Annotated in this window: 19 protein-coding genes; 6 read left to right on the top strand and 13 right to left on the bottom strand. The window is 75.6% G+C overall.

From position 1 onward, the window contains the following. Positions 1 to 92 precede the first annotated feature (92 nt). Positions 93 to 941 carry a response regulator transcription factor gene (locus ACH4F2_RS22245; RefSeq protein WP_398134446.1) on the top strand — a complete coding sequence of 283 codons (849 nt, stop codon included), beginning with the start codon at positions 93 to 95 and terminating at the stop codon, positions 939 to 941. A 172-nt stretch (positions 942 to 1,113) separates the two neighbouring features. Next, complete coding sequence (locus ACH4F2_RS22240; protein ID WP_398134445.1) at positions 1,114 to 3,945, top strand: AAA family ATPase; 2,832 nt, start codon at positions 1,114 to 1,116, stop codon at positions 3,943 to 3,945. 358 nt (positions 3,946 to 4,303) lie between these two features. Here the strand turns inward: ACH4F2_RS22240 and ACH4F2_RS22235 are convergent, their stop codons facing one another. After that, on the bottom strand, positions 4,304 to 5,410 hold the full coding sequence (locus ACH4F2_RS22235; RefSeq protein WP_398134444.1) for a winged helix DNA-binding domain-containing protein: 1,107 nt from the start codon (positions 5,408 to 5,410) through the stop codon (positions 4,304 to 4,306). Positions 5,411 to 5,637: 227 nt separating this feature from the next. Between ACH4F2_RS22235 and ACH4F2_RS22230 the strand changes: the two genes are divergently transcribed. Next, positions 5,638 to 6,552, top strand: coding sequence for a polysaccharide pyruvyl transferase family protein (locus tag ACH4F2_RS22230; protein WP_398134467.1), 915 nt, complete (start codon positions 5,638 to 5,640; stop codon positions 6,550 to 6,552). 148 nt (positions 6,553 to 6,700) lie between these two features. Here ACH4F2_RS22230 and ACH4F2_RS22225 read toward each other — a convergent pair whose 3' ends face one another. The 12 genes from ACH4F2_RS22225 to ACH4F2_RS22170 form a co-directional block, all read right to left on the bottom strand. After that, complete coding sequence (locus ACH4F2_RS22225) at positions 6,701 to 7,597, bottom strand: glycosyltransferase family 2 protein (protein ID WP_398134443.1); 897 nt, start codon at positions 7,595 to 7,597, stop codon at positions 6,701 to 6,703. Continuing rightward, entirely contained in the window at positions 7,594 to 8,529 is a 936-nt protein-coding gene (locus ACH4F2_RS22220) for a glycosyltransferase family 2 protein (RefSeq protein WP_398134442.1), read from the bottom strand. Before ACH4F2_RS22220 ends, ACH4F2_RS22225 begins: the two co-directional genes overlap by 4 nt. Then, positions 8,526 to 9,707 carry a glycosyltransferase family 9 protein gene (locus ACH4F2_RS22215; RefSeq protein ID WP_398134441.1) on the bottom strand — a complete coding sequence of 394 codons (1,182 nt, stop codon included), beginning with the start codon at positions 9,705 to 9,707 and terminating at the stop codon, positions 8,526 to 8,528. The genes ACH4F2_RS22220 and ACH4F2_RS22215 overlap by 4 nt, the downstream gene beginning before the upstream one ends. Further along, positions 9,704 to 11,074 carry a D-glycero-beta-D-manno-heptose 1-phosphate adenylyltransferase gene (gene rfaE2 / locus ACH4F2_RS22210; RefSeq protein WP_398134440.1) on the bottom strand — a complete coding sequence of 457 codons (1,371 nt, stop codon included), beginning with the start codon at positions 11,072 to 11,074 and terminating at the stop codon, positions 9,704 to 9,706. The genes ACH4F2_RS22215 and rfaE2 overlap by 4 nt, the downstream gene beginning before the upstream one ends. An 8-nt stretch (positions 11,075 to 11,082) precedes the next feature. Beyond that, positions 11,083 to 11,700, bottom strand: coding sequence for an SIS domain-containing protein (locus ACH4F2_RS22205; RefSeq protein ID WP_398134439.1), 618 nt, complete (start codon positions 11,698 to 11,700; stop codon positions 11,083 to 11,085). Then, positions 11,700 to 12,917 (bottom strand): glycosyltransferase family 4 protein, encoded by a 1,218-nt coding sequence (locus ACH4F2_RS22200; protein WP_398134438.1) that lies wholly within the window; start codon positions 12,915 to 12,917, stop codon positions 11,700 to 11,702. The genes ACH4F2_RS22205 and ACH4F2_RS22200 overlap by 1 nt, the downstream gene beginning before the upstream one ends. After that, positions 12,914 to 13,867 carry a glycosyltransferase gene (locus ACH4F2_RS22195; RefSeq protein WP_398134437.1) on the bottom strand — a complete coding sequence of 318 codons (954 nt, stop codon included), beginning with the start codon at positions 13,865 to 13,867 and terminating at the stop codon, positions 12,914 to 12,916. Before ACH4F2_RS22195 ends, ACH4F2_RS22200 begins: the two co-directional genes overlap by 4 nt. Beyond that, the gene (locus ACH4F2_RS22190) at positions 13,864 to 14,853 is read right to left on the bottom strand and encodes a glycosyltransferase family 9 protein (protein ID WP_398134436.1); all 990 of its coding nucleotides are present in this window, start codon (positions 14,851 to 14,853) and stop codon (positions 13,864 to 13,866) included. The genes ACH4F2_RS22195 and ACH4F2_RS22190 overlap by 4 nt, the downstream gene beginning before the upstream one ends. After that, positions 14,850 to 15,689 carry a D-glycero-alpha-D-manno-heptose-1,7-bisphosphate 7-phosphatase gene (locus ACH4F2_RS22185; RefSeq protein WP_398134435.1) on the bottom strand — a complete coding sequence of 280 codons (840 nt, stop codon included), beginning with the start codon at positions 15,687 to 15,689 and terminating at the stop codon, positions 14,850 to 14,852. The genes ACH4F2_RS22190 and ACH4F2_RS22185 overlap by 4 nt, the downstream gene beginning before the upstream one ends. Continuing rightward, positions 15,686 to 16,720, bottom strand: coding sequence for a glycosyltransferase family 2 protein (locus tag ACH4F2_RS22180; protein ID WP_398134434.1), 1,035 nt, complete (start codon positions 16,718 to 16,720; stop codon positions 15,686 to 15,688). Before ACH4F2_RS22180 ends, ACH4F2_RS22185 begins: the two co-directional genes overlap by 4 nt. Further along, positions 16,717 to 18,357 (bottom strand): carbamoyltransferase, encoded by a 1,641-nt coding sequence (locus ACH4F2_RS22175; RefSeq protein WP_398134433.1) that lies wholly within the window; start codon positions 18,355 to 18,357, stop codon positions 16,717 to 16,719. Before ACH4F2_RS22175 ends, ACH4F2_RS22180 begins: the two co-directional genes overlap by 4 nt. A gap of 274 nt (positions 18,358 to 18,631) precedes the next feature. Next, positions 18,632 to 19,624 (bottom strand): UDP-glucuronic acid decarboxylase family protein, encoded by a 993-nt coding sequence (locus ACH4F2_RS22170; protein ID WP_398134466.1) that lies wholly within the window; start codon positions 19,622 to 19,624, stop codon positions 18,632 to 18,634. Positions 19,625 to 19,783: 159 nt separating this feature from the next. Between ACH4F2_RS22170 and ACH4F2_RS22165 the strand changes: the two genes are divergently transcribed. From ACH4F2_RS22165 to ACH4F2_RS22155, 3 genes are all read left to right on the top strand, one after another. Continuing rightward, positions 19,784 to 20,569, top strand: coding sequence for a polysaccharide deacetylase family protein (locus ACH4F2_RS22165; RefSeq protein WP_398134432.1), 786 nt, complete (start codon positions 19,784 to 19,786; stop codon positions 20,567 to 20,569). Between the two features lie 42 nt (positions 20,570 to 20,611). Continuing rightward, on the top strand, positions 20,612 to 21,052 hold the full coding sequence (locus ACH4F2_RS22160) for an SRPBCC family protein (RefSeq protein ID WP_398134431.1): 441 nt from the start codon (positions 20,612 to 20,614) through the stop codon (positions 21,050 to 21,052). A gap of 85 nt (positions 21,053 to 21,137) precedes the next feature. After that, on the top strand, positions 21,138 to 21,998 hold the full coding sequence (locus tag ACH4F2_RS22155; protein ID WP_398134430.1) for an endonuclease/exonuclease/phosphatase family protein: 861 nt from the start codon (positions 21,138 to 21,140) through the stop codon (positions 21,996 to 21,998). Positions 21,999 to 22,121: the final 123 nt, after the last annotated feature.

The following is a 22,121-nucleotide window of genomic DNA, read 5'->3' as shown; positions in this document are numbered from 1 at the left end:
GCTCTCTGCCATCGTGTAATCCGTGATGCAGGTCTCACTACCCCCGAACGGGGGTGTGCGTCCCGGGACGGGCGCGGGGGAGGGCGGAACGAGTGGCGATGGACGCTGCCGGCACGGTGGAGATCCGCGGTGCGCTGACGCGGTTGCGGCGCACGACCGGGCTGCCGGTCGCTTTCGGCGGGCTGATGGAGACCGGCCGGCGGCGGGTGCGCATCAGCGAGCTCAGCGGCACCGCCACGACCGCGCTGAGCTCCCTCGCGGTGACCTCGGGCAACGGCCTGGGCGGCAAGGCGGTGGAGCTGTCGCGGCCGTGCGCCGTCACGGACTACTCCGTCTCCCGGCGGATCAGCCACGAGTACGACCTCCAGGTCGCCGCCGAGGGCCTGCGCTCGGTGCTGGCGGTGCCGGTGGTCGTACGGCGCCGGGTGCGTGGCGTGCTGTACGGCGCCCTGCGCACGGCCCAGCCCCTGGGCGACCGCACGCTGAGCGTGGCGGTGGAAGCGGCGCGGGACGTGGAGCAGGCGCTCGTGCTGCGGGACGCGGCGGGCGAACTGCTGGCGGCGGCCCGGCCGCGGCCGGAGTGCGGTCCGGCGCACGAGCCGGCGGGCTCCGCGGCCTGGGAGCAGGTACGGGAGGCCCACGCGGCGCTGCGGGCACTGGCGCCCAGGATTGCGGACCCCGCGCTGCGGGAGGAACTGCTGCGCGCGTGCGGGTTGCTGGCCGCGGGCGGCAAAGCGGCGCGGGAGGTCCGGCCGGCTCCCCGTGAGGTGGACGTACTGGCCTGCGTCGCCGAGGGGGCGACGAACGCGGCGGCCGCGGAACGGCTCGGCGTGCGGCCGGAAACGGTCAAGAGCTACCTGCGTTCGGCCATGCGCAAGCTCGGTGCGCGCACCCGCGGGGAGGCGGTCGTCGCGGCACGCCGGGCGGGCTGGCTGCCGTAGCCCTCACGCGGGTGAAGTCGCGGCGCGATGTGAGGGCTTTCCGCATTCGTGCCGCCGGTCGTCATTCGCCTCACCTCCTCGTCTCGCCGTGACTCACCTCCTCGTCTCGCCGTAATTCGACGGCCGTTGCCTAATATTGGCCGGGACACGACATACGGAGGGGGCGGTCGCCGTGCGACGGGACTTCGCGGAGTCTGCCGGATGCCGTTCCGACCTGGTCATCGGGCGGGAGGAGGCGTTCGGCGCGGCGCGTGAGCAGCTCTCCCGGGGCGGCAGTGTGCTGCTGCACGGACCCGCCGGAATTGGAAAATCGACCGTTCTGCGGGCCCTGGCCGCGGAATACGCGCGTACGGCACACACCGTGTTGCGCTGTTCGGCCACCGAGTCCGAATCCCATCTTCCGTTCCTCGCCCTCGCCGACCTTCTGGGTCTGGTCCTGGACGAGGTGTCGGACGCGCTGCCCGGCGCCCAGCGCACCGCGCTGGAGTCGGCGCTCACCGGCCGCGGCGAGTCCACGCTCCAGCGCGACGGGCTGGCGCTGCGCCTGGCCGTGCTGTCCACGCTGCGCGCACTCGCCGCCGAGGGGCCCGTCCTCGTCGTCGCCGACGACCTGCAGTGGCTCGACCCGGCCAGCGCCGAACTCCTCGGCTTCGCCGCCCGCCGCCTGGGCGACACCCCGGTACGGCTGCTGTGCGCGGTGCGGACCGAGGGCCCGGAGGCGGAGGGCGCCGCGTACGGCCGGCAGCTGCGCGCGTTCCCGCCGGACACCCGTGCGGTCCGCCTCGGCCCGCTGACCCGGGCCCAGGTGTCGACGCTGCTCGACGAACGCGGCCACTCGGGCCTGCCCCGCTCCACGGTCCGCGACATCCACCGCACCAGCGGCGGCAATCCGCTGTTCGCGCTGGAGCTGGGCCGGGCCCTCGCCGAGAGCCCCACCCCGCCCCGGCCGGGCGAGCCGCTGCCCGTGCCGACCTCCCTGCGCGCCCTTGTCCTGACCCGCCTGGAGATGCTGTCGGACGACGCCCGCCGCACCCTTCTGGTGGCCAGCGCCGGCGCCCGCCCCACCCCCGCCCTGCTGCACGCCGCCGGCCGGGACAACGCCGAGGCGGAGACCGCCCAGGCGGCGGCGCTGGGGCTGCTGGCGACCGACCCGGAAGGTCCGGCCGTACGGTTCGCGCATCCGCTGATCTCGGCCGCGCTGTACGCCGAGGCGCCGGCGCCGGAGCGGCGGGCCGCGCACGCCGCGCTGTCCACGGCGGCCTGTGACCCCATCGAGCGCGCCCGGCACCTGGCCCTGGCGACCACCGGCACCGACCCGGAGACGGCGGCCCGGCTGGGCGAGGCCGCCGCGCTGGCCCGGGACCGCGGGGCGCCGTCCGTGGCAGCGTCGCTGGGGCTGCTCGCCGCCCGGCACACCCCCGCGGACGGCACACCGGGGCCGGACGAGCGCCGGCTGACGGCCGCCGAGGACGCCATCACCGCGGGTGAGCCCGACCTCGCCCGGGACATCGCCCGCGAGGTGCTGACGCGGGCCACCGTGCCCGGCGAGCGGGTACGCGCCTGGATGGTGGTGATCGAGGCGGCCGGGCAGGCCATCGGCGAGGTCGACGCCGTCTTCCCGCAGGCCCTGGCCGACGCGGGCGACGACCCGCGGCTGCTCGCCCTGGTCCACTACCAGCTGGCCTGGCGCGGCCTGGTGGTGCAGGGCGACTTCGCGCAGGGCCGGGAGGAGGCCGCGCACGCGGCCCGGCTGGCGGCACGGGCCGGGGACCGGCGCACCGAGCTGCTCGCGCTCGCGTTCCAGGCGCAGGCGGAGACGCTGATGGGGCATCCGGACGCTCCGGCGACCATCCGGCGGGCGCTGGAGGAGCCGCAGGACCCGCGGGTGGCGTGCCATCACAACGGGGCCGGTTCGTCCCGGTTCCGGTGGCTGCTGATGAGCGACCGGCTGGCCGAGGCGCGGACCACCGTCACCGCGCTGCTGCGCGAGGTGCGGCGGCGCGGCATGGCCGAGAGCGAGGTCCACTACCTGCGCTTCCTCGCCGAGACCGAGCTCCACTCCGGGCACTGCGGCCGGGCCCTGGAACTGGCCCGGGAGAGTCTGGCGCTGGCCCGGGACGCGGGCATCGGCGAGGGCGCGGGCGCGATGCAGGCCGCGATGGCGGAGGCGGCCGGCGGTGACGTGGAGCGGGCGCTGACGCTGGCCCGGGAGGCCGTGCGGCGGGCCGAGGAGGACGGCGACGCCGTGTACCTGTCGCGGGCGCTCGCCGCGCTCGGCCACGCGAGCCTGGTGGCGGGCGACGCGCGGGCGGCCGTCCGGGCACTGCGCCGGGTGCGGGAACTGGAGGCCGGCGCGGGCATCACCGACCCGGCGCGCGGCCGGTGGCAGGGCGATCTGGCCGAGGCGCTGGTGCGCTCCGGGGAGCCGGCCGAGGCGCAGGACGTCATCGACGGCACGCGCGGGCACGCGCTGCGGCTCGGGCGGGAGAGCGTGCTCGCCGTGCTGGACCGGGCCGAGGCGCAGGTGCGGGCGGCGCGGGGTGAACACCGGGCCGCCGTCGCCCGGTTGACGTCGGCCCGGGAGCGGCTCGCCGGGCTGGGCTACGGCCTGGAGGAGGCGCGGGCCGCCTTCGCGCTGGCGGCGCTGCACGCCGGCCGGCCGGGACGGACGCCGGGCACGGGGTCGTACGACGAGGCGGCCCGGCTGTTCCGGCGCTGCCGGGCGCTGCCGTGGCTGCGGCAGGTGGAGGCGGCCGTCGCGGCGCAGGCGGCCGGACCGCCCCCCGCGCCGGCCGCCGTGCCCGGCGGCCTGGCGGGCCTCGCCCCGATGGAGCGTCAGGTCGCCGCGCTCGTCATGGAGGGCGCGACCAACCGGGAGATCGCCGCCCGTCTGTTCGTCAGTGTCAAGACGGTCGAGGCGACCCTGACCCGGGTCTACCGCAAGCTCGGGATCCGATCCCGGGTCGACATCGTCAGACTGTCGGCGGGCCGGCGAGCCGACTGACAAGGGCAGGGTTTACCGACGGTGAACCGAGGGTTTTCCCTGCCCGGCTCCCTTAGGGCCTTCCCTCATTGGGCGGTCCCTGCCGCCGGTCCTAGCGTGAGCACGTGCCGCTCGCCCGGGCATACGGGGGCCTGTCCCGAGGCCCCCGTGCCCCCCACGCCCGTGCGAACCCCCCACCGGCAACCCCTTGAGGAGACTCATGTCCGGGCTCAACCGCGCCAGGCCGGCCGGACCTGCTCCAGGTCACCTCGTAGCGTCGGCCCGGCGGTCCCCCGAGACCTCCTGAGTACCCCTCAGGTGCAAGACCGGGGGGCGTTGCGAGCCTCCACGAGCGGCCCGCAACGCCCCCTCTCCACCGTCAGCCGCGTACCGTTGCGAAACGGACGCCGTACGCGGCCCGCGGGTGCATCGTCGCCAGCATCCGCTCCCCCTCGGCCACGACCTCGTCCCGCCGCGCCCCGGTGAGGTGCCCGAAGGGCTCGACGACGAGGGCGTCGTCGGCCGGTTTCCACAGTCCGGCCACGAAGCCGTCGACGAGGAGGACGCGGTAGGCCACGTTCTTCCTCCACGTACGCCCCTTGTGTTCGGGCGGGACGAACCGGGTGCGGTCGGCGTGGGAGAGGAGCAGGTTGTCGAACTCGGGCAGGAAGCGCGGCGGGGCGGGGGTGTCAGGGTCGGGGCGGGGCGCCTCGGGCAGATCGAAGAGCTCGGTGCCGCTCGGGTCGCGGAAGGTGACGAGCCGGGGGCGGAGCCGCTCGAAGGCGTCCCTGAGCCGGGTCAGGCCCGCCCAGGTCTGCATGTCCTTGACGGAGGCGGGACCGAACGCGGCGAGGTAGCGCAGCACGGTGTCGTCCGGTGCCGGAGCGGGCCGCGCGGGGCGCCCGAGCCAGTGCTCGGCGGTGGTGAGGGTGACCTGTCCGCTCCTCCCCCACAGTCCGCGCGGCGTCACCTGCACGAGCGGGAGCCGGCAGCGGGCGGCGACGGCCAGCGACTGCGGGTCGGCGTCGGGCCACTCGGTGAGGAGTGCCTCGCGCAGTTGCCCCATGGTGCGCGGCTCGTCCTCGACCAGCTCGCGGGCGAGGACGGCGAGCCGGTCCAGGTCGACACCCACGAGGCCCTTGCGGAAGTTCCCCAGCTCGCGGTCCCGGGCGGCCTGCACCAGTGGCCGCAGGGTGAGGCAGTCGTCGGCGGTGTGGGTGTGGATGGTGGAGCGCATGGTGACGAGGCGGGCGACCCTGCGGTCGGCCATCGGCCCGGAGAGGTCGTCGGGCGTGAAGCCGTCGAGGCGGGCGGCGAGCGCGTAGTACGGGGGCTTCACGTTCTGGGCCTGGAGTCCGACGAGGTGCGCGACGGCGGCCTCGGCGGTCATCGACGCGCGGCGCAGCAGCAACTGCCGGGCCAGGGTGGCGCGGTTCAGGGCGCGGGTGCCGAGGACGGGGGCCGTCGTGGGTGCCTTGGTCGTCATGGTGCGACGGTAGCGGGGGTCGCGGACAGGTACTGGCCGCGAGTGCGGGGCGCCGCCCGTTCAGTCATCGGCGAGGCATCGGCGCGGTGCGAGCCGTACCCGGTCCCTTCGCGGGTGCGCGCACGTCCCGCAGCCGTGCGGCCCCGGACCGGCGGATCGTCGGCACCGCTCGGCACCGGCTGCCCGTGCTGGATTGCCGTGCCGGCGCCGGGGCACCCGTGCGCACTGTGCACGGACGAGACAGGATCCTGGTGACCGGCTGGTTCAGCTTCCTGCACGGGGAGGCGACCGCCGGGGACGTGCTGGCGCTGCGGCGGGTGGAGGAGGTGCTGCGGGACGCGGGACTCGCGTACGACGTCGTGTGGAGCCCGGGGTTCCGGGCGGACGGGCGGCACTTCGCGGACGTGGACCCGGCCGCGTACTCCCGGCTGGTCTTCGTGTGCGGGCCGGTCCACGGGCCGCAGGTCGAGGAGGTGCACCGGCGGTTCGCGCACTGCGTGCGGATCGCCGTCGGCGTCTCCGTCGTCGACCCCGGCTCCCCGGCCGTCACCGGCTTCCACCAGGTACTGGCCCGGGACACCGCCGGCGCCGTACCGACCCTGGATCTCGCGGCCCGCGCGCCCGCGCTGCCCGCCCGGCCGGTCGTCGGAGTGGTCCTCACCCACGGACAGCACGAGTACGGGGGGCAGCGGCGGCACGAGGAGGTCGCCGCGGGGCTGACGCGCTGGCTGGCCGGAAAGGACTGCGCCCGGCTGGAACTGGAGACGCGGCTCGACGCACACGACTGGCGGCTGTGCGGCACGCCGGCCCAGCTGGAGGCCGTACTGGCCCGGCTGGACCTGGTCGTCACCGACCGGCTGCACGGGCTGGTCCTGGCACTGCGGGCCGGGACGCCCGCGCTGGCGGTGGACCCGGTCGCGGGCGGCGCGAAGGTGACGGCGCAGGCGCGGGCCTGCGGCTGGCCGGCGCTGGTGGCCGCCGAACACCTGGCGGAGGCCGCACTGGACCGGTGGTGGGACTGGTGCCTGACCGGTGGGCGGGAGGAGGCCGGACGGATCGGTGCCGGGTTCCGGTCGGCGGAGGCGGTCGCGGACGCGGCGGACGGGCTGGTGGCGGCGCTGGGGGTGCGGCCGGTCGGTTAGTCCCCGCGCCGCGAGGCCTGGACGGAGGGCTGGGCGGCGGCCCCCCGTGCAGCCGGCCCCGCCCTGTCGCCGCTCGTCCTGCCGTTCCTGCGGCCGACCCCGCGTCCCCTCGGCGCGGAGTCGGCCAGTGCGGTGGTGGGCGGGGGCGTCAGCCCGTGTAACTGCGGGCGGTCGAGTCGCGCTGGGCGGGTTCCAGTGAGCGCAGGCGGGCCTCGACCTCCGGCGGCAGCACCCGGCGTTCGCGCAGCACCCAGGGCAGGGCGGCCGTCGCCTCGGCGAAGGCGCGCAGGGACGCGGCGTCGCGCGGGACCGTGCGGGCCAGGTGGAGGGTGCGGCGCAGGGCCGGGCCGGCCGGGCGGCGCAGCCACGTGAACCACAGGGTGTTGCGGATACCGTGCGCCCGGCGCAGCGTCGGATCCCGCACGGTGGAGGGTTGGTGATGGATCGTCAGGCCGTCGGCGTACGTCAGCCACCAGCCGTTCGCCGCCAGGTCGGCGGCGAGCAGCTCCTCCTCGCCGCCCAGCCACAGCCTGGGGTGGAAGCCGCCCGCGGCCCGGAAGGCATCGGTGCGCAGTACGGTCGCGGCGGCCAGGAAGGACCCGAGGGCCGGCCCGGGGAGCCAGTCGGGGCGGGGCACGGGCGAGTCGCGCAGTTCCTTGACGATCGGGTCCTCGGTGCCGTCGGGTTCGACGAGGATGCGGGCGGTGACCGAGCCGACCGCCGGGTAGCGGTCGAGCAGGTCGGCGGCCCCGGCCAAGGAGCCCGGTGCCCACCAGGAGTCGTCGTCGCAGAAGGCGACGTAGGGCGTGCGGACCTGGCGGACCGCCAGGTTGCGGCCGACGGCGCCGAGGTTGCGGCCGGGGCGCAGGAGCCGTACCTGCGGGTGGTGGCGGGCGACGGCGGAGGCGGTGCCGTCGGTGGAGGCGTTGTCGGTGACGATCACCGCGGGTTTTTCGGGGAGTTCGGCGAGGCGGTCCAAGGTGCGCAGGAGTTCGGGGCGCCGGTTGTGGGTGATGACGACGACGGTGGTCCGGGGGTCGGTCATGACGTCGCTCCGCTCGCCGGGTCCAGGAGCCGGGCGGCGCGCTCCACGTGCGGGGGCAGCGGCCTGCGGGCCCTCAGGGCGGCGGGCAGGCGGGTGAGCGTCTCGCGCAGGGCGCGCCGGGCGTGCGGGTCGTGTCGGGCGTCGGCGGCGAGGGCGCGGGTGCGGGCGAGCGCGTGCGGGAGGGGGCGGCGCAGCCAGGCGGTGAGGAGTTCGTTGCGGCGTACGACGGCCGGGCGGTCCGTGCGGGGGCCGGGGTCCGGGTGATGGTGGGCGACCACGTCGGGGCAGTGCGTGACGCCCCAGCCGCGGGCGGCGAGGTCGTAGGCGAGGAGGGTCTCCTCGGCGCCGAAGAAGAGCAGCGGGTGGTAGCCGCCCGCGTCCAGGTAGGAAGTGCGGCGGGTGACGGCCGCGCAGCCGAGGAAGCCGAGCACCTGGGTGCCGGGCAGGTCGGTGGCCGCGCCGAGGGGGGAGGCGGCGAGCAGGTCGTTGAGGGGGTCCGCGGTGTGGGCGGGGCCGACGAGGGTGCGGGCGGAGAGCAGGCCGAGCCGGGGGTGCTCGTCGAAGTGCCGGGCGGCGGCGGTGAGGGCGCCGGGCGCCCACCAGGAGTCGTCGTCGCTGAACGCCACGTACGGGGTGTCGAGGGCGCGGACGCCGTGGGTTCGGGCGAGGGCGCCGCGGTTGAACGGCAGGGAGACCACGCGGACCTGCGGGAAGTCGCGGGCCAGCATGGCGCGGGTGTCGTCGGTGGAGGCGTTGTCGACGACGAGGACCTCGGGACGCTCGGGCAGGGCGAGCAGGTGCCGCACGGTGACGGCGAGGCTCGCGGAGCGGTTGCGGGTGGCGATGACGACGCCGACGGGGGCAGGCCTGGTGGGGTCAGGGTGGGACCGTTCGCGGGTGGTCGACGGGCCGCGGTTCGTGGCGTGGTTCATGGGGCCTCTTCCAGGGCTTCCAGAGCGTCGAGGTCGGCAAGGACGTCGCCGGTGGTGATCCGCAGCAGCGCGGGATCGGTCTCGTCGCCGTGCGGGTCGCCGTGGCCGCCGTCCGGGCCCGGGTGCCACAGGGTGCGGTGCCGGGGATGGTCCGGCGGGCCCCAGCGGCTGGGCGGGACCGGGCCGAACAGGGTGACGGAGGGCGTGGCGTGGGCGACGGCGAGGTGGGCGATGCCGGTGTCGCCACTGACGACGGCGCGGGCTTCGGCCACCAGCGCGGAGAGCCGGTCGTGGGGCAGGCCGCCGCCGAACACGTCCGTGTCGGGCAGGTGGGCGAGCTTGGCCAGCCGGGCCACCAGGTCGGCCTCGTCCGCTCCCCCGGTGACGACGACCCGGCGTCCCCGCGCGCGCAGCGCCTCGGCGACGGCCGCGTACCGGTCCACGGGCCAGCAGCGGGACGGGGCGCCGGCGCCGGGGTGCAGGACGACGGCGCCGGGGGCGCGGGACGGTACGTCAGGACGCGGCAACCGCAGGTCGGCCGGGTCGGCGTCGATGCCGTACGCCCGCAGCAGCCGGCACCACCGGTCGCGCTCGTGCTCCTCGGCGTACCAGGGCGGGCCGTCGATCTCCGGGGTCTCGGGGTGCGCGAACGCCAGCAGCCTCAGCGGGCGCAGGTCCATCAGCAGGCGGTGGCTGGGCGGCCCGTTGCCGTGCAGGTCGACGGCGACGTCGGGGGGCGGCCCGGTCCAGTCGAGGGTGCGCGGGACGGCACGGCCGGGTTCGGCGGCGGGCAGCAGCCGGTCCACGACGCCGGTCGCCGCGACGACGGGCGCCAGCTCGGCGGGGGCCGCCAGCACCAGCTCGTGCCCGGGGTACGCGCGACGCAGCGCGCGCAGCGCGGGCACCCCGGCCAGCAGGTCACCGAGCCCGAGGGCACGCAGAACGAGCAGTCGGGGACGCGCCCGCCCACCACCCTCGTGCCGCCCCGCGCCCGAGACGGCGTACGCCGCACCGGCATCGGGCGGGTGCGCCATCGCGGCGGACGGCGGATGCACCGGGTCGCCCGTCACCGGGCCGCCGGCCGACGCGGGGGGTGCGGTGCCGCCCGCCGGCGGACGGGCGGCGGACGGTGGGGCCGGGGCTCGGCCGCGCTCGGTGGCCGGGGTGCCGTGCGTCATCGCACTCCCTCCGCGGCGCGGGCCATCAGGGCAGTGGAGGAGCGGCCGTCCAGGTAGGGCAGGAGGACGGCCTGGCCGCCCCACTCCTGGAGGAGGCCGGCCTCGGGGAGGTCCGCGCCCGCGTAGTCGCCGCCCTTGACCCAGACGTCGGGGCGCAGGTCGCCGAGGAGGCGTTCGGGGGTGTCCTCGTCGAAGACGGCGACCGCGTCGACGCAGGCGAGGGCGCGCAGGACGCGGACGCGGTCGGCGAGGGGGTTGACGGGGCGGCCGTCGCCCTTGCGGCGCTGGACGGAGGCGTCGGAGTTGACGCAGACGACCAGGCAGTCGCCGAGCCGCCGGGCGGCCTGGAGGAGGCCGACGTGGCCGGCGTGCAGCAGGTCGAAGCAGCCGCCCGCGGCGACCACCGTGCCGTGCTGGGCGCGGACGCGGGCGGCCAGGGAGTGCGGATCGTCGGTGTCGGGCGGCGAGGACGACGGCGGGCCGGAGTCCGCGGCGGGCAGGGCGCCCGCTCCGCCGGCCGCGACGAACGCCGTCGCGGCGGCCACGGCGCCCTCGACGGCCTCCCCCACCAGCGCCCCGTCGGCGAGCAGCCCGGCGGCGGTGGCGGCGAACCGGTCGCCCGCGCCGCAGGAGTCGCCGTGGTGGGCGGTGGGCGCGGGGACGAGCAGGGGGTGTTCGCCGTAGGAGAGGAGGGCGCCGCGCGATCCGAGGGTCACCGTCACCGCGGCCACCCGCCAGTCGCGTACCAGGGCGGCGGCGTCGAGGGCGGCGGCGCGCAGGCCCCCGCCCGGGTGGCCGTCGCGCGGTGCGAAGCCGTGCGCCTCCTTCTCGGCCGGTGTCACCAGCCGGGTGCCGGGAACCGGCGGGCCTCCGCGCGGGTGCGGGTCCCAGACCAGTGGCGGGCGGGCGGCCAGTACGTCCCGCAGGGCGTCCGCCGTGCCACGGCCGTAGTCGGAGACCAGGACGGCCCGGGCCGAGCGCAGCGCGGCGCGGGCCTCGTCCGTGGCCTCGCGGGCCCGGCCGCCGCCGCGGTCGAGGCGGACGACGGGCCGGTCCTGCGCCAGGACGCGGGTCTTCTCGGGCAGACTGCCGGTCAGGGGCAGGGGGATCAGGGTCAGCCAGGGGGCGAGGAGTTCGCGCAGGGCCGTGCTCGCCGGGTCGTCGCCCGCGCCCGTGATCAGCGTGACCTCGCGGCCGTCGCGGGCGGCGAGGTACGCGGCGAGCGCGGCGCCGCCCGGACGTACACGCTCGGCGCACTCCGACACGACCGGAACGGGCGCGTCGGGCGCCAGCCGGTCGGCGGAGCCGGTCAGGTCGCGGTCCAGCAGAGCGTCGCCGACCACGACCAGGGGGGTCCTGTCCGTCATGCGTCTCGTCACCTCCGCGTTCCCTTGCCGGGTGCTCCCGGTGCGCCCCGTACGCCGCGTTCCAAGGCGGCGTCGAAGGCGGCGCAGATCATGTGCACGGCGACCAGGTGGATCTCCTGCACGGTGGCTGTCGAAGGGGCCCGCACGCACAGCGACTCGTCACTGCCCGCCATGAGCGGGTTGGGCTCGCAGCCGGTGAGCGCCCACACCCGTACGCCGGCCGCGCGGGCGGCGTCGGCCGCGGAGAGCAGGTTGGCGCTGGCGCCGCTGGTGGACAGCAGCATCAGGACGTCGCCCTCGCGGCCGTGGGCTCGGACCTGGCGGGCGAACACCTCGTCGACGCCGTAGTCGTTGGCGATGGCCGTCGTGGAGGAGGTGTCGGCGTGCAGGGCGATGGCGGAGAACGGCGGGCGGTCGTCGCGGTAGCGGCCGACGAGTTCGGCGGTCAGGTGCTGCGCCTGGGCGGCGCTGCCGCCGTTGCCGGCGGCCAGCAGCCGGCCGCCGCCGCAGAGGACGGCGGCGAGCCGCGAACCCCAGCGTTCGGTGATGTGCGCGGAGGCCCGGAACGCCCCCAGCGCCTCCTGGAGTTCGTCGCAGTGCCCGACGACGGGCGGGTGCACGGTCATCACGCCACCTCCTTCGACAGTGCGTGGTCGGCGAGGGTCAGCCGGTACACCTGCTCCGCGCCGTCGGCGACGCGCGCCCAGGTGTAGTGCCGCAGGACGCGTTCGCGGCCGTTCCTGCCGTACTGGCGGCACAGCCGTTCGTCGGCGAGGAGTTCACGGGCGGCGTCCGCGATGGCCTCCGGGTCCCCCGGGGCGACCAGGCGGCCCGTGGTCCCGTCGGCCACGGAGTCGCGGTGGCCGCCGACGTCGGTGGCGAGAACCGGTACGCCGCAGGCCATCGCCTCCAGCGGCACGATGCCGAAGGGCTCGTAGACCGGGGTGCACAGCACCAGGTCGGCGCTGCGGAGCAGGGCGGGCATGTCCTCGGGGTCGACCGCGCCGAGCAGCCGGACCCGGTCGGCGACGCCGGTGCGGCGCGCGAGCGCGGTCAGGCGCTGTGCCTCGGGGTCGGCGTCGAGTCCGCCGGCGGGTGGGCCGCCCGCGATGAGGAGTTCGGTTCCGGGGATGCGGGCCAGGGCGCGGATGGCCTGGTCGTAGCCCTTGCGAGGCACGAGCCGGCCGCAGGCGAGCAGCCGGTGCCGCTCCGTGCGGGCGGGGGTGCGGCCGGTGTCGGCGGTGGGGTGGAAGTGCTCGGCGTCCACGCCGCAGGGGACGACGGACACCTGTCGGGGCGGTACCCCCATGTCCCCGAGTTCGACGACCTCGTCCGTGCAGGTGGCCAGGACCCTTTCGCAGGCGCGGCCGAGCTGCCGTTCGATGCCGATGCGCTCGTACGGGCTGGTGTCCCGCATGCCCTGGTGGCGCCGCTTGACGGTGCCCAGGGCGTGGAAGGTCTGCACGAGGGGGACGCCGTGCGGCCGTACGCCGATCCGGGAGGCCATGCCGGACATCCAGAAGTGGGCGTGCACCACGTCGGGCGTCTCCCGCGCCCAGGCGCGGGCCAGGTGGGCGCCGAAGGCGGGCATGTGCGGGAACAGTTCGTCCTTGGGCACGGCCGCGGGTGGTCCGGCCGGCACATGTTCGACGACCGCGCCGCCGGGCAGCGGCACCCGGTCGGGCAGGGCGGTGGCGTCCCGGCGGGTGTAGACCGTGACGTCGTGGCCGCGCTTGGCCAACTCCTCGGTGAGGCGGGCCACGTAGACGTTCTGTCCACCGGCGTCGACGCCGCCGAGCGCGGCGAGCGGGCTCGCGTGCTCGGACACCATGGCGATCCTCATCGGGTCACCTCCTTCAGCAGCCGCTCCCAGTCGTCCAGGAAGCGGGACAGCCCGTAGCGGGACAGGGCCGCCGCACGGGCCCCGTCGCCGACCGTCCGCGCGTGCAACGGGTCGGCGAGGAAGTCGCGTACGGCGTCGGTCAGTACGTCGATGCGGTTGGAGACCACTCCGGCGCCCGGGGGCACGGCCTCGGTCACCTCGGTGGTGGCGAGGGCGACCACGGGCATGCCCAGGTGCATGGCCTCCAGGAGGGACAGGCCGAGGGAGGTCCAGCGGACGGGGTGGACGTAGACGCGGCGGCGGGCCAGTTCGGTGTGCAGGTCGCTCTGGGGGACGTCCTGTGTGCGGCAGCGTTCGGGGTCGACGCCGATGTGCTCGGCGAGTCCGTCGGTGCGCATGCCGAACACGTCGAGCGGGGCGGCGCGGGAGAAGGCGGGGAGCAGGTCGGTTCCGGTCGTACGACCGCGCCGGACGGGCTCGTTGACGACGACGGCGGCGCGGTCCAGTTCGCCGGTCCAGCGGTGGCCGGGGTCGACGATGCCGTGTTCGATGACCGTGGTGTCGGCCGGACCCGCGTCCCACATCAGCCGGTTGAAGTGGGTGACGTGGACGAGGGTGGTGACGTCGGGGAGGTCCGCCGCGGGGTGGCGGGTGTCGGGCACGTCGCCGTCGGGGGCGTTGTGCTCCAGGTAGACCAGCGGGGGGCGGCGGCCGAGCCACTGGTCGACCAGGGCGATCTCGTGCGGGCGCTGGATGATCACGAGGTCGATGTGTTCGTCCGGCAGCCGCTCCGGGGGTACTTCCACGACGGAGTCCGGCCAGTCCCAGGTGCGGGCGCGGCCGAGACCGTCGGGCCCGCGGTCCGGGGTGACGGGGACGAGGTAGGTGTGCGGGCCCTGCACGAAGGCCGTGGTCCACGACCCGTGCACGTGCCAGATGAGGATCCTCATGCCTCCCCCAGGAGTTTCTCGACGGCGGCTGCCACGTCGGTGGCGGTGACGGTGTTCAGGCAGGGGTGGCCGGGGACGGGGCAGTCCCGGGCCCTGCTGTCGGCGCAGGGCGCGTCCTGGTCACCGAGCAGGACGTACGGGACGCCGTACGGCCGCCAGCGCTCGGCCGGTACGACGGGTGCGAACAGGGACACGACCGGGGTGCCGACGGCGGCGGCGAGGTGGGCGGGCGCGGTGTTGCCGGTGACGACGACGGCGGCGCCCGCGAGGACGCCTGCCAGTTCCGGGGCCTCGGTGCGGCCGCCGAGGTCGGTGCCGTGCTCGCCCGCCACGTACGCGGTGAGGTCGCGTTCGTCGGGGCCGCCGGTGACCAGCACGCGGTGCCCCGCGGCGGCGAGTTCGCGCACGGCCTCGGCGCCGCGTTCGGGGCTCCAGGCGCGGGCGGGGACGCTGGCGCCGGGGTGGAGCACGACGTAGGGGCCGGGGCCGGTCAGCGCGTCGGTGCGGGGCGGCGTGCGCACGCGCAGGCGTCCGTCGTCGGGGCGGGGGAACCCGGCCGCCTCGGCCAGGTCCAGCGCGGCCTCGGCCTCGTGGGCGTGCGGGGCGCGCCGGTGGCGCAGGTCGAGGAGGGAGCCGGGGTAGTCGACGCTGTCCGCGGCGATGTGCCGGACGCCGGCGAGGCGCAGGACGAGGGCGGTGGGCAGCGGGGACTGGTGGAAGGAGGTGAGGATCAGCGCGGTGTCGGCGTCGATCCGGTCCACGAGCGCGTCGATGTCCGCCCGGCTGACGTCGGGCGGCTGGAACCCGCCCCACGGCGCGTCCCACACCATCACCTCGTCCACGCCGGGCAGCAGGCGGGCGGCGGGCGCGCCGCGCGACCCGCACAGCAGCGTGACGTGGCCGGCCCGGGCGGCGACGGCCCGTACGGCGGGCCCGGCGAGCAGCACGTCGCCGAAGCTGTCGAGCCGGGTGACGAGCGCCTTCATCGCGGCCTCCCGCGGGTCTCCACGGCGGCACGGGACCGGGCCGCCGTGGGCGCGGGCGCGGCTTCGCCGGCGTCGGCACCAGCACCGGCACCGGCGGCCGTCTCCGCACCGTCCACGCCCGCGCCCGGCCTCCCGCACGTGTCCACCGGAGCACGAGATGCCGCCACCCCGGACGCGGGCACGGGCCCGTCCGCGTCGGCGGCCGTCGCGGCACGGTCCGCGTCCGGGGCGGACGCCTCCTCCTGACGCGTTCCGTCGGTGCCCGTCCCGAACGCCGCCTCGATGGGTCGTTCGTCCGCGAGGACCCGGCCCCTCGGCGGGCCGGCGAGTACCGCCCGTACGGCGGTCAGGAGGTCCGGGGCGACGTGGGCCGCGGTGGCCGTCTCCTCCGGGCGGGTCCGGGCGTTGGGGACGAGGATGCCGTGAGCGCCCGCGCGTTCGGCGGCCTCCGTGTCCGCGCCGATGTCGCCGATGACGACGCAGTCGGCGGGGGTGGCGCAGACGCGTCCGGCCGCCCAGAGGACCAGGCCGGGCTGCGGCTTGCGGCAGTGGCAGCCGTCGTCGGGACCGTGCGGGCAGATCGCCCAGACGTCGAAGGGGCCGATGAGGTCGTCGATCCGCCGGTTGACGCGGCGGACGTCGGTGTCGCTGATGAGACCGCGGGCTACACCGGACTGGTTGGTGACGACGCCGACGCGGATGCCGTGTGCGCGCAGCAGCGCCACCGCCTCACGGGCACCCTCGACGGGCCGGACCCGCCCGGGGTCGCCGTTGTAGGGGACGTCGTGGACGAGGGTGCCGTCGCGGTCGAAGAGCACGGCCTTGACGGGGCTCATGCTGCCACCTCCCGCCAGGCGGGGGCGGCGCGGTGCCGCCACATTCCGCTCAGCCGGTGCCAGGTCGCGGCGGGTGGGATGAGCGCGCTGGTGACCAGCATGGTCGTGACCTCGTGGCGGGTGTGCGGCCCGGGGACGATGCGGGCCCACGCGAACTCGGCGGTGCCTGCGGCCCAGCCGAGCCCGGCGAGGGCGGCGGTGCGGGGGCGGCCGGCGGCGGCGAGGACGAGGGCGGCCGTGCCGGTGGCGGTGATCGCCGCGTGGCGCCGGATGCGGCCCTTGGGAGCGACCGCCTTCGCCCACCAGCCGGGGCCGTGCAGCCGTCGCATCAGGGCGTCGTCGGCGTTGCCGCGCTGCTGTTTCAGAGACACCCAGCGGGAGGCGGGGCGTACGGGGTGGCGGGTGGTGCGGCGGCCCCGCCGGATGCGCCAGCCGGCGTCGAGGACGCGCAGCGCGAGGTCGGCGTCCTCACGGAAGGCGCGGGTGAAGCGTTCGTCGAAGCCGTCGACCTCCTTGAGCACGTCGGTGCGGTAGGCCATGTCGGCGGTGATCCACTGGGCCCGCGCGAGGCCGGCGGTGCCGCGCTCCCAGTCGGTGGGGCGGCGCTCGCCGGGCAGCGGGACGGCGATGACGCCCTGCACGGCTCCGGTGTCGGGGGCCGCCTCGGCGAGGTCCTGGACCAGTTGGTCGCACCAGTGCGGTCCGACCTGCACGTCGTCGTCGAGGAAGGCGGTCCAGGGTGAGGTGACCGCGCGGAGGCCGGTGTTGCGGGCGGCGGCGGGCCCCCGGCCCCCGCTGCGCAGCACCACCGTGCGCTCGCGCAGGTCGCCGAGGACGCTGAGCGGATGCTCCAGCGCGTCGGGGTCGGCGTCGGGGTCGGGCCGGTCGTCGACGAGGACGATCTCGTCGGGGCGGGGCCCGATCGCGGCGACCAGCGCTGCGAGGCAGTCGGCCAGCGTGTCGCGGACGAGGGTGGGGACGACCACGGCGTAGCCCGTCATGGGGCCGCCGGTCGCGGGTGCGCCACTCATGCGAACGCCTTCCCCCGGCGCACCGCGAACGGGCCGATGGCCAGCAGGTCCACGGGTGCGGAGCCGAAGCACTCCAGCGCGTCGCGCGGGTCGTCGACCATGGGCCGTCCGGCGGTGTTGAGGCTGGTGTTGACCACGACGGGCAGCCCGGTGCGCCGTTCGAAGGCGGTCAGCATGCGGGCCACGAGCGGCTCGCGACGCTCCTCGACGGTCTGGATGCGGGCGGTGCCGTCGACGTGGACGACGGCGGGGATGCGGTCGCGCCAGGCGGGGGCGACGTCGTGCACGAAGAGCATGTACGGGCTGGGGACCGGCCCGGTGAAGATGTCGGGGGCGCGGTCGGCCAGCACCATCGGCGCGACGGGACGGAACTCCTCGCGGCCCTTGACGTGGTTGAGCCGCTCCAGGTTCTCCGCACGGCCCGGGTGGGCCATCAGGGAGCGGTGGCCCAGGGCGCGCGGCCCGAACTCGCTGCGGCCCTGGAACCACGCGACGACGCCGTCCCGGGCCAGTTCGTCGGCGACCGTCTCGGCGATGTCGTCCGGCTCCTCGTAGGGGATCGCGGCCGTCTCCAGCCAGGCGCGGATCTCGTCGTCGCTCCAGCCCCGGCCGAGGGCGGCGCCGGGCATGGGCTCGGGGGCGGCACCCTCCCGGGCGGCGGCCACGTGCAGGGCGCCGCCGAGCGCCGTGCCCGCGTCGCCGGCGGCGGGCTGCACCCACACGTGCCGGTACGGTCCCCGGGCGGCGATCTTCGAGTTGGCGACGCAGTTCAGCGCGACGCCGCCCGCCATCGTCAGCGCTTCTCCCTGGGCCTCGCGGTGCAGCCAGTGGACGAGTTCGAGGAGCAGTTCCTCCAGTACGGCCTGGGTGCTCGCGGCGAGGTCGGCGTGGTCCTTCGTCCAGTGCTCGCCCTTGGCGCGGGCCGGGGCGAGGGCCGCCCAGTCGACGCCGTGGGCGCGGAAGCCGCCGTCGCCGGTGGCGTGGATGTGCTCGCGCAGGCGGTCGAGATGGCGGGGGGTGCCGTAGGAGGCGAGGGCCATCACCTTGTACTCGTCGCTGCTGCGCAGGAAGCCCAGGTGTTCGGTCAGTTCCTCGTAGACCAGACCGAGCGAGTGCGGGAGCGCCTGCGTGGCGAGCGTGTCGAGCTTGCCGTCGCGGTAGCGGCCGGCCAGGTGGGAGGCGGACTCGCCGCGTCCGTCCAGGACGAGGACGTCGTTGTCGGGGTGCGGTGAGGCCGGTCCGGCGGAGGCGGCGTGCGCCACGTGGTGCGGGACGAAGACGACCTGCTCGGGGTCGAGTCCGGGCAGCGCCTCGGCGAGGAACTCGGGGGCGCGGCGGGCGTACTCCAGCCGCAGCGGGTCCCAGGGGTCGTCCAGGCCCATGGCACGGGCGGGCCGGGCGAGCGCGGGGTCGAAGGAGTACGCGACGGCGTCCAGTTCCTCGGGCCGCACCCCGGCGTGTTCCAGGCACCATCGCGCCGACAGCTCCGGTACCTCCCACGCCGAGAAGGGCAAAGGGCGCTTGCCGTGCTTGCGGCGGCTGAAGCGCTCTTCCTCGGCGGCCGCGACGGTCCGGCCGTCGACGACGAGTGCGGCGGCCGGGTCGTGGAACAGGGCGTTGATACCGAGGATGCGCATGGAAGGTGCTCCGTCCCGGGCGACTACTGGTGTCTCTCTGGGCTCGCGGGTGCCGCACCGCAGCTGACTCAAACACTTGGAGACAACTCACTTCCGGATATGACCGGATATGTCACTGCCTGTGAGCGACTGTCCGTGAGCAACGGTCTTTGAGCGACGGTCCCTGAGCGACTGTCCGTGAGCAACGGTCTTTGAGCGACACTCTTTGAGCGACTGCCTGCGACCGGCTTCGTGTGAGCGGCCGACGGCTTTCTGTGAGCGGCCGGGATACGGGTCAGGCCGCGACGGCGTGCGCGAACCAGCCGATGGTCCGCTCCAGCCCCTCGCTCCAGCCGACCCGCGGCCGCCAGTCGAGCCGTTCCCGGGCCAGGGTGGTGTCGGGCTTGCGCCGGCCGGGATCGTCGACGGGGCGTTCCACGAAGCGGATCCGGGAACCGGAGCCGGTGAGCTCGACGACGCGGCGGGCCAGTTCCAGCATGGTGATCTCGTCGGCGCCGCCGATGTTCATCGGTCCGGTCTCGCCGGACGCGGCGAGGGCCAGGACGCCGTCGACGGTGTCGTCGACGTAGCACAGGGAGCGGGTCTGGCCGCCGTCGCCGGCGACGGTGAGGGGCATGCCGTCCAGGGCCTGCGCGATGAAGGTGGGCACGGCACGGCCGTCGCCGGTGCGCATGCGGGGGCCGTAGGTGTTGAAGATGCGGACGATGGCGGCGTCGGTGCCGTGCACCTGGCGGTGGGCGGTGACCAGGGCCTCGGCGAAGCGCTTGGACTCGTCGTAGACGCTGCGCGGGCCGACCGGGTTGACGTTGCCCCAGTACGTCTCGCTCTGCGGGTGCTCCAGCGGGTCGCCGTAGACCTCGGAGGTGGAGGCGAGCAGGAAGCGGGCACCGTCGGCGCGGGCCCGCTCCAGGGCGTTGCGGGTGCCGGTACTGCCGACGTCGAGGGTCTCCAGGGGCAGCCGGAGGTAGTCGGCGGGCGAGGCCGGGCAGGCGAAGTGCAGGACGAGGTCGAACCGGCCAGGCAGGCCGCGCAGGGCCGCCGGGTCGGTGGCGTCGGCGTGGACGAACCGGAAGCCGCGGTGCCGTTCCAGTTCCGCCACGTTGCCTCGGGAGCCGGTGGCCAGGTTGTCCAGGCACACCACGTCGGCGCCGTCGTCCAGCAGGCGGCCGCACAGGTGGGAACCCACGAATCCGGCTCCGCCGGTCACCAGGGCCCGGCGCCAGCCGCGACCGCTCCGGGGGCCGGCGCCCGCGGGACTCTCACTCACGGGGATCTCGCTCACGGGGATCTCGCTCACGGGGTCCTCCTCACTCTCAGCCTCACTTGCGTGTCGGCTGAGTAACCCGGTGAACGCCCCCTCTACCTCGAACTCGCATTCGAAGAGCCTCTATAAACTGAGTATATACTCGCTGTGTATAGTCCTCGCATGCCTTCGCTGACCGGGAAGATGACAAAAACGGGGACCAGGTTGCGCGCGATCGCGACACTCGCGGCCGCCGCCTCACTGACACTCGCACTGAGCGGCTGCACGCAACTCGAGACGACCTCCCCCAGCTCCGTCCGGGGCGCGGCGGGCGCCCAGGCGCGGGCCGGGTTCGGCACCGTCGACTGCGGTCGCGTCAAGTGCATCGCGCTGACCTTCGACGCCGGACCGAGCGAGCACTCCGCCCGGCTGCTCGACATACTCAAGGAGAAGAAGGTCCCGGCGACCTTCTTCCTGCTCGGCAAACGACACATCGACACCTATCCCGAGCTGGTCAGACGCATGGCCGACGAGGGCCACGAGGTGGCCAACCACACCTGGACGCACCAGATCCTCACGGACGCCGAACCGGACGAGATACGCGAGGAACTGGAGCGCCCCAACAAGGAGATAGAGCGCCTGACCGGGCAGCGCCCCACCCTGATGCGCCCGCCGCAGGGCCGCACCGACGACACGGTGCACGAGATCTGCCGCGAGCTGGGGCTGGCGGAGGTGCTGTGGAGCGTGACCGCCAAGGACTACACGACGAACGACTCCGACCTGATCACCGAGCGCGTCCTGAAACAGTCGTCCCGGGACGGCATCATCCTGCTGCACGACATCTACGACGGCACCGTGCCCGCCGTGCCCGGGATCATCGACGCGCTCAAGAAGCGCGGCTACGTCTTCGTGACGGTCCCCCAGCTCCTGGCCCCCGGAAAGGCCGAACCGGGCAAGGTCTACCGCTAGTCCCTGCGCCCGGTCACGCGACCGGTTCCCTACGATCGCTCCGTGGCCACCTTCTCGCTCGAACGCACCGCCCCGCTCCCGCTGGACGAGGCCTGGCGCCGGCTCACCGCATGGCAGCGGCACGGCGACGCCGTGCCACTGACCCGGGTCACCGTCACCACACCCGGACCCACTCGCCCGGGCACGGTGATCGTGGCCCGTACGGGCGTCGGCCCGCTCGCCTTCGACGACACCATGGAGGTGACCGTCTGGCAGCCACCGCACGACGACAGACCCGGCCTGTGCCGGCTGGAGAAACGCGGCCGGCTGGTCGGGGGCTTCGCCGAGATCGAGGTCCGCCCCGGACCCGGCGGCCGTACCCGCGTCGTGTGGCGCGAGGAACTTAGGGTCCGCCTCCTCCCGTCCGCCTTCGACGGCGCGCTGGGCCGTGCGGGGCGGTACGTCTTCGGCCGCGCGGTCAACCAGCTGCTGCGGCGTCCGTGAACCACCGGTGGCGCTCCGGCGACGGGCCGCGGACAGGATCGCGTGGCACACCCCGCCGCGGGCGTTTCCCGCGTACCGTGCCGCCATGTCTGCCAGAGTGCGCACGTTCATCCAACTGTCCGTGACCGGTGCCCTGTTGAGCCTGGCGGTGGCGACACCGGCCGCCTCCGCCGACCAGGGAACCGCCGTCCCGCTGCGCATCGCCACCTACAACATCCACGCCGGCACCGGATCGGACGGCGTCTTCGACCTCGACCGGCAGGCAGCCGCACTGCGCGCCCTCGACGCGGACGTGATCGGCCTCCAGGAGGTCGACGTGCACTGGGGCGCACGCAGTCAGGGGCTGGACACGGCCGAGGAGTTGGGGCGCCGGCTCGGCATGCGGGTGTCGTTCGCCCCCATCTACAGCCTCGACCCCGCGGAGGCCGGCGGCCCGCGGCGCGAGTACGGCGTGGCGGTGCTGTCCCGCTACCCGGTCCGCTCCGCGACGAACCACGAGATCACCCGCCTGTCCACCCAGGACGAGAATCCGGTACCGGCACCCGCGCCCGGGTTCGGCGAGGTGACGCTCAAAGTGCGCGGAGTGCCGGTGCAGGTGTTCGTGACGCACCTCGACTACCGGTCCGACCCGGCGGTGCGGGTCGCGCAGGTCGCCGACACCCGGCGGATCATGGCGCGGGAGCGGGCGGCCCTGCCGGGTGCGCGGCAGGTACTGCTGGGCGACTTCAACGCCGAGCCTTCGGCACCCGAACTGGCCCCGCTCTGGCGGGATCTGCGCGACGCCGGCACGGGCACCGGCGGCACGTATCCGGCCGCGGCACCCGTCAAGCGGATCGACTACGTGGCCGTGGGCGAGGGCGTGCGGGTGCGCGGCGCCTCGGTCCCGGAGGAGGCCGTGGCCTCGGACCACCGGCCGGTGGTCGCGGAGGTGGCACTGACCAGGTAGGGGTGCGGTCCTTCGCTGGTCAGCGCGCATCCCACTTGTCGGGCCCCCGTGTACGCGGGGGAGGCGGGACGGTGACGGTGGCGGGCCTGGCGCCAGGGTCCAGGCCCGCCTCAGCCGGACGTC

Source organism: Streptomyces sp. NPDC017890 (assembly GCF_044328675.1).
Lineage (GTDB): Bacteria > Actinomycetota > Actinomycetes > Streptomycetales > Streptomycetaceae > Streptomyces.
This window is presented reverse-complemented; position numbering and strand designations above follow the sequence as displayed.

Coding starts and splice junctions, on each gene's coding strand:
- ACH4F2_RS22220 (WP_398134442.1), bottom strand. CDS start 8,529: ATGAACCACGCCACGAACCGCGGCCCGTCGACCACCCGCGAACGGTCC.
- ACH4F2_RS22165 (WP_398134432.1), top strand. CDS start 19,784: ATGCCTTCGCTGACCGGGAAGATGACAAAAACGGGGACCAGGTTGCGC.
- ACH4F2_RS22205 (WP_398134439.1), bottom strand. CDS start 11,700: ATGACCGTGCACCCGCCCGTCGTCGGGCACTGCGACGAACTCCAGGAG.
- ACH4F2_RS22195 (WP_398134437.1), bottom strand. CDS start 13,867: ATGAGGATCCTCATCTGGCACGTGCACGGGTCGTGGACCACGGCCTTC.
- ACH4F2_RS22175 (WP_398134433.1), bottom strand. CDS start 18,357: ATGCGCATCCTCGGTATCAACGCCCTGTTCCACGACCCGGCCGCCGCA.
- ACH4F2_RS22155 (WP_398134430.1), top strand. CDS start 21,138: ATGTCTGCCAGAGTGCGCACGTTCATCCAACTGTCCGTGACCGGTGCC.
- ACH4F2_RS22180 (WP_398134434.1), bottom strand. CDS start 16,720: ATGAGTGGCGCACCCGCGACCGGCGGCCCCATGACGGGCTACGCCGTG.
- ACH4F2_RS22190 (WP_398134436.1), bottom strand. CDS start 14,853: ATGAAGGCGCTCGTCACCCGGCTCGACAGCTTCGGCGACGTGCTGCTC.
- ACH4F2_RS22235 (WP_398134444.1), bottom strand. CDS start 5,410: ATGACGACCAAGGCACCCACGACGGCCCCCGTCCTCGGCACCCGCGCC.
- ACH4F2_RS22200 (WP_398134438.1), bottom strand. CDS start 12,917: ATGAGGATCGCCATGGTGTCCGAGCACGCGAGCCCGCTCGCCGCGCTC.
- rfaE2 (WP_398134440.1), bottom strand. CDS start 11,074: ATGACGGACAGGACCCCCCTGGTCGTGGTCGGCGACGCTCTGCTGGAC.
- ACH4F2_RS22225 (WP_398134443.1), bottom strand. CDS start 7,597: ATGACCGACCCCCGGACCACCGTCGTCGTCATCACCCACAACCGGCGC.
- ACH4F2_RS22185 (WP_398134435.1), bottom strand. CDS start 15,689: ATGAGCCCCGTCAAGGCCGTGCTCTTCGACCGCGACGGCACCCTCGTC.
- ACH4F2_RS22215 (WP_398134441.1), bottom strand. CDS start 9,707: ATGACGCACGGCACCCCGGCCACCGAGCGCGGCCGAGCCCCGGCCCCA.